Source organism: Streptomyces sp. NPDC047000 (assembly GCF_040644295.1).
GTDB lineage: Bacteria > Actinomycetota > Actinomycetes > Streptomycetales > Streptomycetaceae > Streptomyces.
In genome coordinates, this window is sequence record NZ_JBEYWE010000032.1 from 39630 (window position 1) to 56175 (window position 16546).

General features: G+C 73.6%; 9 protein-coding genes. 5 read left to right on the forward strand and 4 right to left on the reverse strand.

What is annotated here, in order from left to right; translation table 11 throughout:
* Positions 1-13 precede the first annotated feature (13 nt).
* Positions 14-3157, reverse strand: coding sequence for a BTAD domain-containing putative transcriptional regulator (locus ABZ862_RS33165; protein ID WP_360966474.1), 3144 nt, complete (start codon positions 3155-3157; stop codon positions 14-16).
* 229 nt (positions 3158-3386) lie between these two features.
* Positions 3387-4412, reverse strand: a complete 1026-nt coding sequence (locus tag ABZ862_RS33170; RefSeq protein ID WP_360966477.1) for a M28 family peptidase — start codon at positions 4410-4412, stop codon at positions 3387-3389.
* 108 nt (positions 4413-4520) lie between these two features.
* On the opposite strand from ABZ862_RS33170, the gene ABZ862_RS33175 reads away from it, so the two are divergent.
* Both ABZ862_RS33175 and ABZ862_RS33180 read left to right on the forward strand, forming a co-directional pair.
* Complete coding sequence (locus ABZ862_RS33175) at positions 4521-7460, forward strand: BTAD domain-containing putative transcriptional regulator (RefSeq protein ID WP_360966480.1); 2940 nt, start codon at positions 4521-4523, stop codon at positions 7458-7460.
* A gap of 223 nt (positions 7461-7683) precedes the next feature.
* Positions 7684-8298: a helix-turn-helix transcriptional regulator gene (locus ABZ862_RS33180; protein ID WP_360966483.1), complete on the forward strand. Its 615-nt coding sequence runs from the start codon at positions 7684-7686 to the stop codon at positions 8296-8298.
* Here ABZ862_RS33180 and ABZ862_RS33185 read toward each other — a convergent pair.
* Entirely contained in the window at positions 8295-8771 is a 477-nt protein-coding gene (locus tag ABZ862_RS33185; RefSeq protein WP_360966486.1) for a cupin domain-containing protein, read from the reverse strand. The two genes, ABZ862_RS33180 and ABZ862_RS33185, sit on opposite strands and share 4 nt — an antisense overlap.
* A 289-nt stretch (positions 8772-9060) precedes the next feature.
* Between ABZ862_RS33185 and ABZ862_RS33190 the strand changes: the two genes are divergently transcribed.
* The 3 genes from ABZ862_RS33190 (at position 9061) to ABZ862_RS33200 (ending at position 11969) form a co-directional block, all read left to right on the forward strand.
* Positions 9061-10065, forward strand: coding sequence for an alpha/beta hydrolase (locus tag ABZ862_RS33190; protein ID WP_360966489.1), 1005 nt, complete (start codon positions 9061-9063; stop codon positions 10063-10065).
* Between the two features lie 151 nt (positions 10066-10216).
* A complete protein-coding gene (locus ABZ862_RS33195) occupies positions 10217-11626 on the forward strand; it encodes a DEAD/DEAH box helicase (RefSeq protein WP_360966492.1) in 1410 nt (469 codons plus the stop codon).
* 70 nt (positions 11627-11696) lie between these two features.
* Positions 11697-11969, forward strand: a complete 273-nt coding sequence (locus ABZ862_RS33200) for a DUF5302 domain-containing protein (protein ID WP_360966495.1) — start codon at positions 11697-11699, stop codon at positions 11967-11969.
* A gap of 27 nt (positions 11970-11996) precedes the next feature.
* Here ABZ862_RS33200 and ABZ862_RS33205 read toward each other — a convergent pair whose 3' ends face one another.
* Positions 11997-15995, reverse strand: coding sequence for an amino acid adenylation domain-containing protein (locus ABZ862_RS33205; protein ID WP_360966498.1), 3999 nt, complete (start codon positions 15993-15995; stop codon positions 11997-11999).
* Between the last annotated feature and the right edge of the window lie 551 nt (positions 15996-16546).

A 16546-nucleotide genomic window follows, 5' to 3' on the forward strand; every position in this document is an offset into this window, starting at 1 on the left:
TCGCCGAGGTGGATCACCGGGGCGGTACCGGGCAGCGGTCCGGCGGAGCCGCCACCCCGTCCACCCGGTCCGCCCGGTCCGACCCGTCCGGCAGTTCGCTCCGGAGTTTCGCCCGCACCTCGGCCGCCCACGGGGGATCGATCTCGGCGAGGATGTCCGCCGCCTGCGCCCACACCGCGCGGGCGGCCGCGTCGTCGCCGGCCGCCGCGTAGGTGTCGCCGAGCCGGGTGAGGCTGCCGGCCTCGTTGTAACGGTCGCCGCTCCTGCGCAGCATGTCCACGGCTCGCAGATAACAGGTCCGTGCCCGGCCGAAGTTGCCCAGACGGTGATGGGCGTAGGCAAGGGTGTCCCAGGTGTTGGCCTCGTTCGGGCCGCCCCGGTCACTCATCCTCCGGTACAGGAGGAGCGACCGTACGGCGTCGGCCACGGCCGCCTCGTGGTCGCCCAGCACCGTCTCGTACCAGGCGATCGCGTTCATCGCGTCGGCCTGCCCGCTCGGATGCCCGGCGATGCGGTACAGGTCCAGGGCGTGCCGGGTGTGCCGTATCGCCTCGCGGTGCCTCCCGGTGCGGGTCATCACCCAGCCGAGAGCGCGGCGGGTGTGCGCCTGCCCGAGGTCGTCGCCCAGGGCTTCGAACAGCGACAGGGCGTGGCGCAGGTGGTCCTCCGCCTCGGGGTAGCGGCGCAGCAGCGAACAGGCGCGTCCGAGGCCGCCGTGGGCGTGCGCGACGCCGACCGGGTCGGCGAGCCGCCGGGCCGCGGTGAGGGCGAGGCGCTGGAGGTCCGCCCAGTCGTGCCAGTGCCCGAACCGTTCGTGCACCGGGTCCAGCAGCCGCGCCAGCTGCCACGCGTGGCCGCCGAGCCCCTCGTCCACCGACTGCCTCGTCACCTCCAGCAGGACGAGGCGTTCCGTGCTGAACCAGCTGAGGGCGGCCCCGGCGTCCCCCAGCGCCACCGGGGTCCCCGACGCCGCCGGGGACGGGGCCGGCGAGGGGAAGACACCCGCCGGATCGAGCAGGGAGGCGCTGGCGTGCGCGGTGAGCAGATAGTGGTCGAGCATCCGGCACAGCGCGCCGCGCCGTTCCTCCTCGCCGTCCCCCGTACCGTCCCCGGCGCGGGCGAGTTCGTTCGCGTACGCGCGCAGGAGGTCGTGGAAGCGGTACCGGCCCGGGGCCTCCTCGGTGAGGAGGTGCACGCGGGTCAGTTCGGCCAGCAGCGACCGGACCCGGGGGACCGGGCGGTCCGCGAGCGCGGCGGCCGCGTGCGTCCCGAGGTCCGGTCCGGGATGCAGGGACAGCAGCCGGAACAGCCGGGCCGCCTCGCCGGTCAGCATCCGGTACGACCAGCCGAACACCGTCCGTACGTCCGCCGTCGCGTCGAGGCCGTCGAAGGCGTCCAGGCTTCCGTTCGCCTCCCGGAGTTCCGCCGCGATGCCGGACAGGGAGAACGCCGGGTTCATCAGGGCGCGGGCCGTGATGACGGCCAGCGCCAGCGGGAGTCCTCCGCAGAGGGAGACGATCGTGTCGGCGGCGCCCGGTTCGGCGGCCACCCGGCCGGCACCGAGACGTCGTACGAGCGACCGCCTGGCGTCCTGCGGAGACATCGGGCCGAGGGTGAGAGGGTGAGCGCCGTGGGACACCACCATGCTCGTCAGCCGGTCGCGACTGGTGATCAGGACCAGACAGCCCGGGGCGCCGGGCAGCAGCGGACGTACCTGGGCGGCGTCGCGCGCGTTGTCCAGCAGGACCAGGACGCGCCGGTCGGCGAGGAGACTCCGGTAGAGAGCCGCCTGGGCCTCCGGGCCGTCGGGCATCTGCCGGCGGCTCACTCCCAGGGCCTCCAGGAAGCCGCGGACGGCCTCCGCCGGGTCCATGGCCGCGCCGTTGAGGTCGAATCCCCGCAGATTGACGTAGAGCTGGCCGTCCGGGAACCGGTCCGTCACCCGGTGGGCCAGCTGGACGGCCAAGGTCGTCTTGCCCACTCCGGCCATACCGCCGATCGTGCTGATCACCGTGGCGGCCCCGGGCCCGTCAGGGCCCGGGGCCGCCGGAAGACGGCGCAGCAGGTGCTCGATCTCGGCCGCACGGCCTGCGAAGTGCTCGTAGGCGGCGGGCAGCTGGGCCGGGCGGGGCAGCGGCACGAGCAGGTCGTGGCGAGCCGCGGGGGTCTTCTCGGACGCGGCGGTCCGGCTCGCCGGACCCTCACCGGCCGGGGCCGCGAGGGGCGCCGGGGGAGGGGGCGCGGACCGGGCGCCCAGCACCTCGCGGTGAGCGGCCAGCAGTTCGGCGGAGGGCCCGACGCCCAGCTCCTGGGCGAGAAGGGTCCGGATCCTCTGGTACGTCTCCAGGGCGCGGGCCTGCTGACCCGTCAGCGCCAGCGCCCGGATCAGCAGGCCGTGCAGCGGCTCGTCGAGGGGATGGCCGTCCGCCAGACCCTGCAACTGGGGCAGCACCGCTTCCGCGCGGCCGCAGCGCAGCGCCGTGCCGGCTGCCTCCTTGACCGTGGCCAGACGCTCGCCGTCCAGTGCCGCGAACACCGGGTGGCCGCGGGCCTCGGCGGGTATCCCGGCCGCCGCGTGACCGCGCCACAGCGCCAGGGCCCGCGTGTACGACCCGAGGGCGTCCGCGGGACGGTCCGCCCGGTCCGCGGCACGCGCCTGCGCGCGCAGCTCACGGAAACGCAGCAGGTCGAGCGTGGTGACGTCGACGTCGAGACGGTATCCGCCGCCCTCGCGCAGCAGCCAGCTCCCCGTCGCCATCCGGGGCAGCCCCGGCTCCAGCACGCGACGCAGCGCCCCCGCGTAGCGGCGTACGACATTGACGGCGCTCGGCGGCGGATCCTGCCCCCACAGCATGCCGACGGCTTCCGTCACGGTGACGGGACGGCCGGCGTTCGCCAGGAGCAGCGCCGCGAACGCCTGCTGCTGCGGGGGTCCCAGACGCAGCTCGGCACCGGCCCGCCAGGCACGCAGCGGACCCAGCACGGCGAAGCGCACCGGCTCCTCCCCAAGACCGCTCCCCTGTCGGCCGGAGGAGTCGGCCGCGGGCCCGGCCGGTGGTCCCTGCGGCGCGTCCGCGTGCGTCATCCGGCGGTCGGCCCGGCCGGACGACCGGCGCGGCGCGAGCCGGTGCCCGGACATGCCCTTGTCCTGCTGCACGTGCGGAGCACCATGGTCGTGAAACTCCCCGTCCCGGGATCCCGGCCCCCGGCCCATCCCGCTCGCGGCTGACGGGTGTCCGGACGCGTCGTCGTCAGGGACCTTCTCCCCGGCGCCCACAGTACCCCGGCCCGCGGAGCGGACGCAGGCCGCGCGGGACGGCGGGCCGGGCGGCCGCGGCAAGGAGATACCGGCAAAGGGCTTACACGGCAAGCGTCATGACGTCACCTCAGGTATGCGGCCAGTGCAGCGCGGTGGCCGCGGTCGCGGCGGTGACCGTGGCCAGCCGCTCGTAGTCGAGGAGGTCCGCCGTGTCCGTCGGGCGGTGGTAGTGCCGGTTCCGGAAGTTGGCGGTACCGGTCAGCATGAGTGCCGGGATCCGGCGGTTCCAGAACGAGGCGTGGTCGCTGCGCCCGAGGTGGTTCGCCGGCGGCACCGCCAGGCCGATGAGCAGACCCAGCGGTCCTTCGGGACGGCGGTCACGGAGGGCGATCGACGGGAGGCCGGGCAGTGCCGGACCCGCGCACCCGGCCGCGCGCCGCCACAGCGCGGCCGCGTCCTGTGAGGAACGCCGGTGGACCACGAGGGTGAAGTCGCCGCGGAAGCGGTTCGCCCGGACCTCGCGGGCGGCCGACGGGAAGGCCAGCCCGAAACCCGCGGGCAGCCGCTGACCACCCGGCTCGGGGGCGAAGTACCCGACCGACTCCAGACACATCATGCCCGCCACCTCCCCACGCCGGCCGGCGAACTGCCGGGCGGCGAACCGCGAGCCGATCAGGCCCAGTTCCTCCATGTCGAAGCACATGAGGGTGACGGGCGGCGGCTCCTCCAGCGTGCCGAGCAGCCGGGCGGTCTCCAGCAGGACCGCCACACCGGAGGCGTTGTCGTCGGCTCCCGGGCTCTGGTCCACGGAGTCCAGGTGCGCGCCGATCAGCACCGTCGGCCGCCGCGGATGCCCCGGGAGCCGCGCGAGCAGGTTGGCGCCGGTCAGCCGCCAGTGCAGGCGCAGCTTGAGGGGGAGGAGACGGTGCCCCTGCCGGTCGGTCGCACCCGGCTGCCACCGCAGGTCGAACGGCTGCCGCTCGACCCGCCATCCGGCGGCGGACAGTTCGTCCGTCACATGACGTTCCGCCTCGGCCATGGCCTCCGGCGCGCGTACCCGGCTGCGGGGGCGGGCCGCCAGCACACCGACGTCGTGCCGGAGCCGGGCCGGGTCGGCCCGTCCGGCCAGCAGGCGTACCGTCGACTCGATCATCCGGGGACTCCGTCCGTAGTGCCGGGCACCGCTGCCCGGTCCGGCCCGCAGTGGCGGAGGCGGCGTGGGCCGGTCCGGGCCCATGGCCCGCGTCATAGACTCCGGACCGTGCGCTTCACTGTATTGGGGCCGGTCAGAGTCTGGCGGGACGGAACAGAACTCGACCCGGGGCCGCCGAAGCGACGAGCGCTGCTGGCCCTGCTCCTGACCCGGGCGGGGGAGCCCGTCCCGCTCCACGAGATCGTCGATGTGCTGTGGGGCGAGTACCCGCCGGTCAGCTCCGCCAACGTGGTGCGCCGTCATGCGGGCGCGCTGCGCGCGCTGTTCGACGCGGACCGGTCCGGACGTGCCGTGCCGGGCGGACTCGTCCACGGCTCCGGCGGCTACCGTCTGGTGCTCGGTGCGGGGGAGCTCGATCTCCGGCGGTTCCGTACCCTTCGTGACGAGGCGCGTGCGGCCCGGGACGCGGGCGACCCCGCCCGGGCCGCCGAGACCCTGATCGAGGCACTCGCCCTGTGGCACGGCCCCACCGCGTCGGGGATCGCCCCCGAGGTGCGCGCGCACCCCGCCTTCGCCTCGGTGGACCGGGAGCATCCGGCCGCGGTGAAGGAAGCCGCCGCGGCGGCCCTCGAGGCCGGACCGTCGCTCGCCGGGCAACTGCTGCCGGTCCTCAGGCAGACGGCCGCGGCGCACCCCTTGGACGAGGTGCTCCACGCGAGGCTCGTCACCGTGCTGGCGGCGACCGGGCACCGGGCCGCGGCACGGAACGCCTACCGGCAGGTCAGCGGGCGGCTCGCCGACGAGCTGGGCCTGGACCCCGGCCCCGAACTGCGGGCCGCCGAGCAGCGGTTGCCGCGCAGGGCCGCCCTGGCGCCGCCGGGCCTGCCGGAGGCCGGGAACAGCACGGAGGACGACGCCTCCCGACCGGCCCCCGCCGGTGCCCCCGCGCCGGAGCCCGGCACCGGGAGAACGGCCCCGGCAGACGGCGCGATACGGATCCGACCCGCACAACTACCCCCGGACATAGACGTGTTCACCGGTCGTCGTGCCGAACTGGACCGGGTGGAGGCACTCCTGTCGCCGCCCGGCGAGCGGCCGGACACCGTGGTGATCAGCGCGATCGGCGGCATGGCGGGCGTCGGCAAGACCAGCCTGGCGGTGCACTGGGCCCACCGGATCGCCGGCCGTTTTCCCGACGGCCAGCTCTACGCCGACCTCCGCGGCTTCGACCCGTCGGGCTCGGTCGCGGATCCCGCGGAGGTGATCCGCGGCTTCCTCGACGCCCTGGGCGTCCCCGCCCACCGCATACCGGACGGTCTCGACGCCCAGGCGGCCCTCTACCGCAGCCTGCTGGCCGGTCACCGCGTCCTGGTGCTGCTCGACAACGCCCGCGACACACAGCAGGTCCGCCCCCTCCTGCCGGGCTCCCCCGGCTGCCTGATCGTCGTCACGAGCCGCAGCCGTCTGCACGGGCTGGTCGTCGTGGACGGCGCCCATCCCCTCTCGCTCGACCTGCTGACCGCCGAGGAGTCGAGGGAGTTCCTCACCGCGCGGCTCGGCACCGGGCGGGTCGCCGAGGAGCCGGCGGCCGCCGACGAGATCGTCGCCCTGTGCGGCCGTCTGCCGCTGACCCTGGCCATCGTCGGTGCCCGTGCCGCGGTCCGCCCGGACCGGAGCCTCTCGTCCGTCGCCGGAGAACTGCGCGAGGCCCGCGGCAGTCTCGCCGCCTTCACCCGCGACGACCGGACCACCGACCCCCGTACGGCGTTCTCCTGGTCCTACGACGCCCTCACCCCGGGCGCGGCGCGGCTGTTCCGCCTCCTGTCGCTCCATCCCGGCCCCGACGCGTCCACCGCGACCGCGGCCGTTCTGCTGTCCCTGCCCCTCAAGGACGTACGCCCGCTGCTCGCCGAACTCGTCGGCGCCCATCTGCTGGTGCAGCGGTCCCCGGGCCGCTTCGGATCACACGAACTGCTGCGGGCCTACGCCGCGGAACTCACGGAGTCGCACGACACCCCCGGGGAACGTGACGCCGCACGGCACCGGTTGCTCGACCACCTGCTGCACACCGCGCACCGGGCGGACAGCCTGCTCGCACCCCACCGGGAACGCCTCGCGCTGTCCTCACCGGCCGCCGCCGGGGCCGCCCCGGTGACGTTCGGCAGCCGTGAGGAGGCGGCGAGCTGGCTGAACACCGAACGTCCGGTCCTCCTCGCGGCGGTGCAGGAGGCCGCCCGTACCGGCTGGGGCCTCCACTGCTGGCAGCTCGCCGCGACACTGGAACTCTTCCTCGACCGGCACGGCCGCTGGCAGGACCAGCTCCGCGCGCAGACCGCGGCGCTGCACGCGGCGGAGGAACGGGGCGACCTGCCGGGACGCGCCCACGCACACCGGGCCCTGGGCTTCGTGAACGGGCGTCTGGAGCGCCCCGCCGAGGCACGCGAGCACCTGTCCACCGCGCTGGAACTGTTCGCCCGCGCCGGTGACCTGCCCGGCCAGGGGCGCGTCCACCGCTACCTGGCCTTCCAGTCCAACCGCCAGGGCCTGCACGACGAGGCGCTCGACCACTACCGCCAGGCGCACACCCTGTACACGACGGCCGGTCACCTCGGCGGACAGGCCGGCATCCTCAACGAGACCGGCTGGACCCACATCCTGCTCGGCGCGTACGAGAAGGCCCTCGCCGACTGCCGTCGGGCGATCACCATGAACCGGCACCTCGGCGACCGCAACGGGGAGGCCGCCGCCTGGGACAGCCTCGGCTACGCCCACCACCACCTCGGCCGGTATCCGCAGGCCCTCACCTGCTACGAACGCGCACTGGCGGCGTACCGCGAGATCCACGACGACTACCTGGAAGCCGACACCCTCGTCCACATCGGTGACACATGGGAGGCCGACGGCTCCCCGGAACGGGCGGCGGCCGCCTGGCGGCAGGCTCTCGAGATCCTCGAGACGATCGCGCACCCCGACGCCGGGACCGTACGCGACAAGCTCCGGCGCCCCGACGGCACGGGACCCGGCACCGGGTCGACCCGCCGCGGCTGACACCGGGGTCGTACACACCGCCGCAGACGTGAACGCCCACCCGCCGGGGCGTTCACCTTCCCGGCACGCTTTGCGCACCCCGCCCCGCGTACCGTCACCCCACGGCACCCGGCCTCCCCCCTCCCACGGCCGGGAACGCCGCAGGAGAACACCCGAGAGTCCGTCAGGGGCCATGCGGCAGAGGCGACCTGACCCGACCCGTACGGAAGGGACGTATCGCCCCATGACGCCCGTGCACGCCGGACGAGTGGCCCACGAGACACCCCGGCGCCTCCCCCGGGAGACCGGTCCCACGTCCCGCGCCCTGCACCAGCACTTCCTGCGGGCACGGCGCGACATCAAGGGCCCGATCGCCGCCGTCGACTCCAGGACCATGTTCGTCAACTCCGCCGCCGCCGGGATCCTTCGGACCGCGGACCGGCCCGCACTGTGGGAATGGGCGAGCCGGGAACTGCGCGAGCCGTCCGAGCGGACGGGCTCGGGCGTCGTCCTGCCCTCCGGTGTACGCGCGGACCACTGCCAGGCGGTCCGGGACGGCAGGACCCTGCTGGGTGCCGTCGTCTGGCTCCACCGCGACGAGCCCCCGCAGCTGCCCCCGCGGGCGGAGGAGACGGCCGCCCGCGGATGGGCGACGCTCACGGCGGCGGAACGCCGGGTCGCCGGGCACGTCGCCGGGGGACTCACCAACCGGGAGACCGCGACACTGCTCTTCCTCTCCCCCCACACGGTCGACTACCACCTCCGCCATGTCTTCCAGAAACTGGAGGTCAGGTCGCGCGTGGAACTCGCCGCACTGCTGGCCAGGTCCGGCAGACCGCGGCAGGGCGGCCCGGCCTAGGCCCCGGGCGGAGGTCCGGCGACCCGGAGCCCGAACTCCCCTGCCGACGCGACGATCGCGTCGAGGTCGAAGAGCGCGGGCGCGCCGTCCAGGTCCGTGACGGGCGACCCGTTCCTGCGGAACCACTCCTCGATACCGGCGGGCGCGAACACGGCGGCCAGCCGCGACCGCGCCGAGCGCACCAGATAACTGTGCGGAACGCCCCGCGGCCCGTACGCGATCTCCCCCGCGCCCAGGTCGTGGCGTTCGTCGCCGACGAAGAAGCTGATCTCCCCGTCGAGGACGATCCACACCTCGTCCTCCCCGTCGTGGATGTGCAGGGGAGGCGCCTGCCCCTGCGTCTCGGAGAACTCGAGGACACTCATCGCCCGGCCCGTCACGGCACCCGGTACGCGGACCCGGGTCTGTCCGCCGAGGAACCAGAAAGGCTCACCGGTCGCGCCCGGGACGGTCAAGTCGGTGAAGTCGGTCATGTGCGTGCTCCATTCCTGTCTGCGGGACGAAGTTAGGAAAATCCCTGCCCGAGCACCCCACGCGATCCCGTAGCCGACCCGGGGCGAGCCGCCGGCCAGGCCCGACGCGCGGAAACCGGCCCGCTCCCGACTACGTGAGTACGTGGGCCGGGCGCCCGGCACCGCCCCCTAACGTCATGTCCGCCGGCCCGGGTCACGACGTCCGCAACGCCGGTGGCCGCCAGGCACCGCGCCACCCCGCGCCCTCACCCACCGCGCCGCACTCCGCGGTCCGCCCGAAGGAACCCCCATGCGATCACCCGCGTCCCGTCCGCCCGCGCGCTCACGCCGCGCGCTGCTCGCCCTCGCGGTGACCACCGCGTTCACCGCCCTGTTCCTCGGCGTGCAGGACTCCGCGGCCAGCGGCACCCCGACGGCGTACGTCGGCTCCGAGCGGCGCGTTCCCGCCGGCTTCACCGAGCGGAGAGTCCTGGTGGGGGACGTGCACATCAACTACGTGCGCGGCGGTCACGGCCCCACCCTCGTCCTGCTGCACGGCTATCCGCAGACCTGGTACGAGTGGCGCGACCTGCTGCCCGAGCTGAGCAAGCACTACACCGTCGTCGCTCCCGACCTGCGGGGCGCCGGCAGGAGCGACGCCCCGGCCGGCGGCTACGACAAGAAGACGATGGCCGCGGACGTCCACGGGCTGCTGCACACGATCGGCCTGGACAGGGACATCCGCCTCGTGGGCCACGACATCGGCACCATGGTGGCGTACGCCTACGCCGCCGCTCACCCCCGCCAGGTCCACCGACTGGTGCTGAGCGAGGCACCGATCCCCGACAAGGGGCTCTACACGTTCCCGTCGCTGACCGCGCAGGGCCCCGGCGTCTGGAACTTCGGCTTCTTCGACGTGAGGAACGGGCTGCCGGAGAACATGGTCGACGGCAGGGAGGAGACCTGGGTCGGCGGATTCATCGACGCCCTCGAGGTGAAGAAGGACGCCGTCGGACCCGCCCAGGTGAAGGAGTTCGCCTCGTACCTGCGTGACGACGCGCATCTGCGCGCGAGCTTCGCATGGTTCCGGGCCTTCCCGGCGGACGTCGCGGACAACCGGGTCTACCGGAGGAACAAACTGACCATGCCGGTGCTGGCCATCGGCGCGAGCAACAGCCTCGGCGACAAGGTCCCGGACCAGGTGCGCGCGTACGCCGACGACGTCACCGGCGCGGTCGTCCCCGACTCGGGCCACTGGATCTACGAGGAGCACCCCGCCGAGATGACACACCGGCTCCTCGACTTCCTCGACTAGCACCGCGGCAGGCGCCGTCCCCGTACGTGTTACCGTGATGCGTTTGCGTGGTCGTCGCGGTGGGCGATGGTGCCTGCGCGGTTCCGCTCGTGCGCGGGCCGTTCGTTCCTGCCGGGCCTTCCTCGGTACGTGCCCCTGCGGAAGGCTGCTCATGGAACATCCAGATGACTCCGGCATCGCTCACGGCGCTCCCGCCCGACCCGGGACCGCGCCCCCGGCCGTCTCCTTCGGCAGCATGGGACTGCCGCCGGAGGTGCTGCGGACACTGAGCGGACTAGGGGTGCGCGACCCCTTCCCGATCCAGGCCGCCACGCTGCCCGACGCCCTGGAGGGCCGCGACGTCCTGGGGCGCGGGCGCACCGGGTCGGGCAAGACACTCGCCTTCGGCCTGCCGCTGCTGACCCGTACGGCCGGCCGGCGCGCCGAACCGAAACAGCCCCTCGCCCTGGTCCTGGTGCCCACCCGGGAACTGGCCCAGCAGGTCGGCCAGGCGCTGGCGCCGTACGCCGAGGCGCTGCGGCTGCGGACCGCCACGGTCGTCGGCGGCACGCCGATCGGCCGGCAGATCGCCGCGCTGCGCGAGGGCGCCGAGGTCGTCGTCGCCACGCCCGGACGCCTGCACGACCTGATCGAACGCAACGCCTGCCGGCTGGGAAGAGTACGGATCACCGTGCTCGACGAGGCCGACCAGATGTCCGACCTGGGATTCCTGCCGCAAGTGGCCGGCATCCTCGACCAGGTGCACCCCGACGGCCAGCGGATGCTCTTCTCGGCCACTCTGGACCGTGACGTCGATCAGCTGGTCAGCCGCTATCTCCACGACCCCGTCGTCCACGCGGTCGACCCGCCCGCCGGCGGCACGGTCACGACGATGGAGCACCACCTCCTGGTCGTCCACGGCCCCGACCGCTACGCCGTCATCACCGAGATCGCCGCCCGTGACGGCCGCGTCCTGATGTTCCTCGACACCAAGCACGCCGTCGACCTGCTCACCCGGCATCTGCGGGCCGGTGGGGTGCACGCCGGGGCGCTGCACAGCGGCAAGTCGCAGCCCCAGCGCACCCGGACCCTGGCGCAGTTCAAGAACGGCCGGATCACCGTCCTGGTGGCGACCGGCGTCGCGGCCCGCGGCCTGCACGTCGACGACCTCGATCTGGTGGTCAACGTCGACCCGCCCACCGACCCGAAGGACTACGTGCACCGGGCGGGCCGCACCGCCCGGGCCGGTGGGTCCGGCACCGTGGTCACGCTGGTGCCGGCGGGCCTGCGCCGCGAGACGAGCCGGGTGCTGGCCGAGGCCGGCGTCGAGGCGACCGTCACCAAGGTGCGGTCCGGTGAGGCGGAGCTGAGCCGGATCACCGGCGCCAGGGCTCCCTCCGGGATCCCCCTCGACGGCGGCCCCGCCGTCCCCCGGCCCAAGAACACCAACGCGCCCTTCCGCGGTCTCGGCACCGGCAAGGACACCTCCCGCGGCGCCGGCGGCAAGTCGTCCCGGAAGGCGGGCGAGGCCCGCAAGCTCGCCGAGGCACGCAAGGCGGCCCTCGTACGCCGCTCGGGATGACGCGCCGGTGCCGGGCACCGCGCCCGGCATGACAAGCTGTGCCTGCCCACCCCCGAACCAGGAGGTCACCATGACCGCAGAGCCCGCAGCCCCGGAGCCCGCAGCCCCGGAAGGCCCGGAGTCCGCAGCCCCCGAGACGTCCCCCACGGCGCCGGACGGCGTGGCGCCGGACAGCGACGGCAACTACGACCTGAAGCGCAAGTTCCGCGAGGCCCTGGCACGCAAGCGCGGCGCGCAGACGGACGCCGCCGAGGCCGGCGCCGGCCCCGACGCGTCGAAGGTGCGCGCGGCACACGGCCCGGCGGCGAGCCAGCGGTCGTTCAGGCGCAAGAGCGGCGGCTGACGCGCGCGGCCCCGCGATCCTGCCGCCTCACCCCGCGTCCGGCGTGACCGCCGGTGGTGTGCGCTCCGTCCCGTCCTCGCCGGGGGCGGAGGTCAGCCGGTGCAGTTCGGCGGTGAGGACGGCGGCGACACGGGGCAGTTCGTCGCTCTCCAGCATGTCCCAGTGCCCGCAGGCGACCGGCTCGACCACGAATTCGCCGCTGACGCGACGCCGCCAGAACGCCCGCAGCCGGGCGGCGGCCTCCTCGGCGTCCTCCTCCTCGTCCTCCACGGCCGTCGCCTGCATCAGCACGACACGGGCGGGTGATCCGGGTACGGCGTAGCCGGCCGCCGTCTCGCGGTGGTGGTTGTAGACGTTCAGGTACCTGGCCACCTGGTCGTCGTCGATACCCGGGTACATGCCGTTGAAGCGCACCAGCTTCTCCCGGAACTCCTCCATGCCGACCGGCGCGGTCGCGGCGGACCGCCCGCCGTCCTGGGCGCCGTGGGTGTCGAGGAGGACCACGCTCACCTTCCGGTGTCCGGCCGCCATCAGGCGGCGGCCCATCTCGTACGCGATCAGACCGCCGTAGGAGAGCCCGCACAGCACCAGTGCCTCGTCGGGGCGGGGGGCGACGAGCCGCAGATACTCCTCGGCCATCGCCCCGACCCCGGGCAGGGTGGACTCGCCGGGATTGATGCCGGGCGCCTGGAGCCCCACCACGCCGATGCCGTCGGCCAGTTCGGCGGACAGCGGCAGGTAGCAGAACGCGGTGCCGCCGGCGGGGTGGACGCACACCACGCGCCGCCGGCCGTCGCCCGCACGGAATTCGACCAGGTTGCCGGGTTCCGCGGCCTGCGCGGCATCGGCGCCGTTGCCGCGTACCCGCTCGGCGAGCGCCTCGATGGTGGGGTGCAGCATGACGTCCCGGACGGGCAGCGCGACGCCGAGTTCGTCCTGGACGGCGGACACCATCTTGATCGCCGATATCGACGTGCCGCCCAGTTCGAAGAAGTTGTCACCGATTCCGATGTCCTGGTGCAGCAGCACGCCGCTCCAGACGCGGTACAGCGCCATCTCGACATGGTCGCGAGGGGCGGCCGTGTTGACCCGCGCCGCGCGGGCTCCCGCCGTGGCGCGCAGTACCTCCGTCCGGTCCACCTTGCCGCTGCGGTTCAGCGGCAGCCGCGGGAACTCGGCCACCACGGCGGGGATCATGTAGTCCGGCAGCCGGTCCTCGAGGGCCGCCCGCCACTCGTACGACGTCCGCGTGGCCCCGGCGTCGCATCCCACGCCGGCGACCAGGTGGGGGCCACCGGGTGTGTCGCGGTCGGCCAGGACGACGGCCTCCCGCACCCCGGGGACCGCCAGCAGCGCCGCCTCGACCTCACCGGGTTCGATCCGGAAGCCGCGCAGCTTGAGCTGGTCGTCGCGGCGGCCGGCGTACTCGGCGTTGCCGTCCGGCAGCCAGCGGGCCAGGTCGCCGGTGCGGTAGACCCGTTCACCGGGGACGAACGGGTCGGGCAGGAAGAGCTCGTCGGTGAGGTCGGGGCGGTTCAGATAGCCGCGGGCCAGACTCGCTCCGCCGAGGTAGACCTCCCCGGGAACCCCCACGGGTACCGGGCGCATCCGGTCGTCGAGCAGATACAGGCGTGTGCCGCGCAGCGGCCGCCCGATGGGGCAGGACCGCTCGTACGGCTGCGGGTCGGTGTAGGCGGTGGCGTAGAGCGTGGCCTCGGTCGGGCCGTAACCGAAGCAGATGCGCAGGCCGGGCAGCAGCTCACGCATGCGGTGCAGGGTGCTCTCCGGCAGGGATTCCACCCCGGTGAGGAGCTGGCGCAGGCTCGATCCGGCCAGCCGGGCGGCCGGATCCTCGCCGATCCACAGGACGAAGGACGGGGGCAGGAACGCCTGGGTGACCTTGCGTTCGCGCATCCAGTCCAGCAGGGCCCGCGGGTCCCCGCGGAGTTCGTCGGGAACCAGGTGGAGCACGGCGCCGGTGGTCAGCGGGACGAGGAGTTCGTGCACCGACGCGTCGAAGCCGATGCTCGACCAGGCCGAGGACGCCTCGCCGGGGGCGTCCCCCATGAGTTCGCGCCAGTGGTCGAAGAGGTTGACGACGCTGCCGTGCGTCACCGCCACGCCCTTGGGGCGGCCGGTCGATCCCGAGGTGTAGATCACGTAGGCGAGCCGGGCCGGGTCCGCGTCGACGGGCGGCGCCTCGTCGTGCGTCCCCTCCGCAGCCACCTTCGCCAGGTGCTCCCACGGCTGTCCGCCGTCGTCCGCGGTGTCGCTCCGGTCGGTCAGCACGAGCACCGGTGCGGCGTCGCTCACCATGGCGGTGAGCCGCTCCCGGGGCTGGCCGGGGTCGAGGGGCAGGTAGGCGGCTTTGGACTTGAGGATCCCGAGCACGCCGACGACCAGTTCGGAGGTACGTCCGGCGTGCAGGCCCACCACACGGTCGGGACCGGCGCCGCGGGCGATCAGCGCATGGGCGAGACGGTTGGCCCGGCGGTCGAGCTCCGCGTAGTCCAGCTCCGCGTCCCCGGCCACCACCGCACACTGTCCGGGCCGTTCGCGGACCTGCGCGGCGAAACGCTCCAGCAGGCCGGCCGAGGCCGTGTCGGGCACCGCGGGCCCGGTGCTGAAGCCGGCGAGGAGCGCCCGCTGCTCGTCCTCGTCGAGCAGTGTCAGGTCGGCGATCCGGGCGTCGGGCCGCTCGGCCATCAGACGCAGCACGCGGAGGAACTGACGTACGCACCGTTCGACCGTCGCCCGGTCGTAGAGCGCCACCGCGTAGTCGATCTCCCCGGTGAGCTGCCGGCCCTCGTCGGCCAGCGCCAGCACCATGTCGAACTTCGCCGGGACGTGGGCGGCGTCCTCCCGCAACTCGACCTCCAGACCGGGAAGTTCGAGTTCCTTCCGCATGGAGGGGACCCAGGCGAACATGGTCTGGAACAGGGCGGTGAAGGCGGGACTCCGCGGTGGGTTGACCAGTTCGACGACCCGTTCGAAGGGCAGATCGACGTGCTTGAGGGCGTCACGGATCCGCTGGTTCACCCGCTTCAGGGCCTCCCTGACGCTGGGCGAGCCGGAGAGGTCCGCGCGCAGGGCGAGGGTGTTGACGAAGAAGCCGATCAGCCCCTCGACGTCCCCGCGCCGGCGGTTCGACGTGGGGACGCCGACCACGACGTCGTCCTGCCCGGAGAGCAGCGACAGCAGCACGGACCAGCCGGTGAGGACGGTCGCGTAGAGGGAGACATCGTTGTCCGAGGCGAGCGTGCGCAGGGCCCGCGTCAGGTCCTCGTCGACGGTCACGGGCAGCCGGTCGCCGCGGAAGTCCTGCTCGGGCGGGCGGGGGCGGTCGGTGGGCAGGGAGATCACGGCCGGGGCGCCGTCCAGTGCGCCGGTCCAGTAGCCGGCGTGCGAGGCGTGCTCGTCCCCCGCCATCCACTCCCACTGCCAGCGGGTGTAATCGCTGTACTGCCACGTCAGTTCGGGCAGCGAGGCGTCCTGGCCCCGCTGAAGCGCGGAGTACACCAGACCCAGCTCCCGCAGCAGCAGGGAGCGGGACCAGCCGTCGAAGACGATGTGATGCGCCACCAGGATCAGCACATGGTGGTCCGGCCGGAGCGCTATCAGACAACCGCGTGCCATGGGCTCCTCGCCCAGCCGGAACGGGGTGCCCTCCGTCTTCGACCGGATGCGCGCGAACCGTTCGTCCGCGTCCGGGAGTCCCGTCAGATCCTCGAAGGTCACCGGGAACCCCGTGTCCGGCGGATCGACGACCTGGAGCGCCGAACCCGCGGAGGGGACCAGCCGGGTGCGCAGAGCCTCGTGCCGGGCCGCGAGCCGATGCAGCGCCCTGACGAGCAGGTCCCGGTCCAGCGGCCCCCGGATGTCGAAGGGCATCGGCTCGTTGTAGGCGGCGCTGGCGTCCCCGTCCATGCGCGCCATGACCCACAGACGTTCCTGTGACAGCGACAGAGGGGCGGATTTCGTCTCTTCGCCGGAATGATCACCGACTGCGATGCGAGGTAAAGACACGGATTGTCCTTCGCGGAGAGGGAACGCGGCGGGAATCGGTTCCGGTGCTCCCGGAATATCGGTGGTCCACGCGGACCGGCGCTCGATCCGGCGCGCGTTTTCAGGCCGACGGCGTCCGGGATGTGTGCGTTGCGGTCAAAGTGTGATGTGGTGGAATTGTCTGCGGGTCCGGGTCCTTTGGCGGGACCCCGGCTGGGGCGATCGGTCGTCCGGCCTGCTCAGCGCCCTTCCTGTGCCGCTGTGCACAGGATGCGGAGAGCGGCCCGTCCCGGATTCCGAACCTGATGTCCGCGGATTCGGCGGCATTTCGTGCGAGCCTCCGCAATGCGGCATCTGTCTGTCAGGACTCCAACTCCATGAAGGTGCGTGAGGGATATGCGGAGTGACGGATACGGAGTGGCGGATGCGGACGCTTCTCTGTGATCGGCTGCCCGTGCGGTGGATCATTTGCGTCGATGCTAAATGTGCTCCGATTGAGTGGTCAACCGTGACCAACGCCACACCGTCGGATGGCGGAACGCTGTTTGCCCGACGGCCGCTTCACCGGCCGG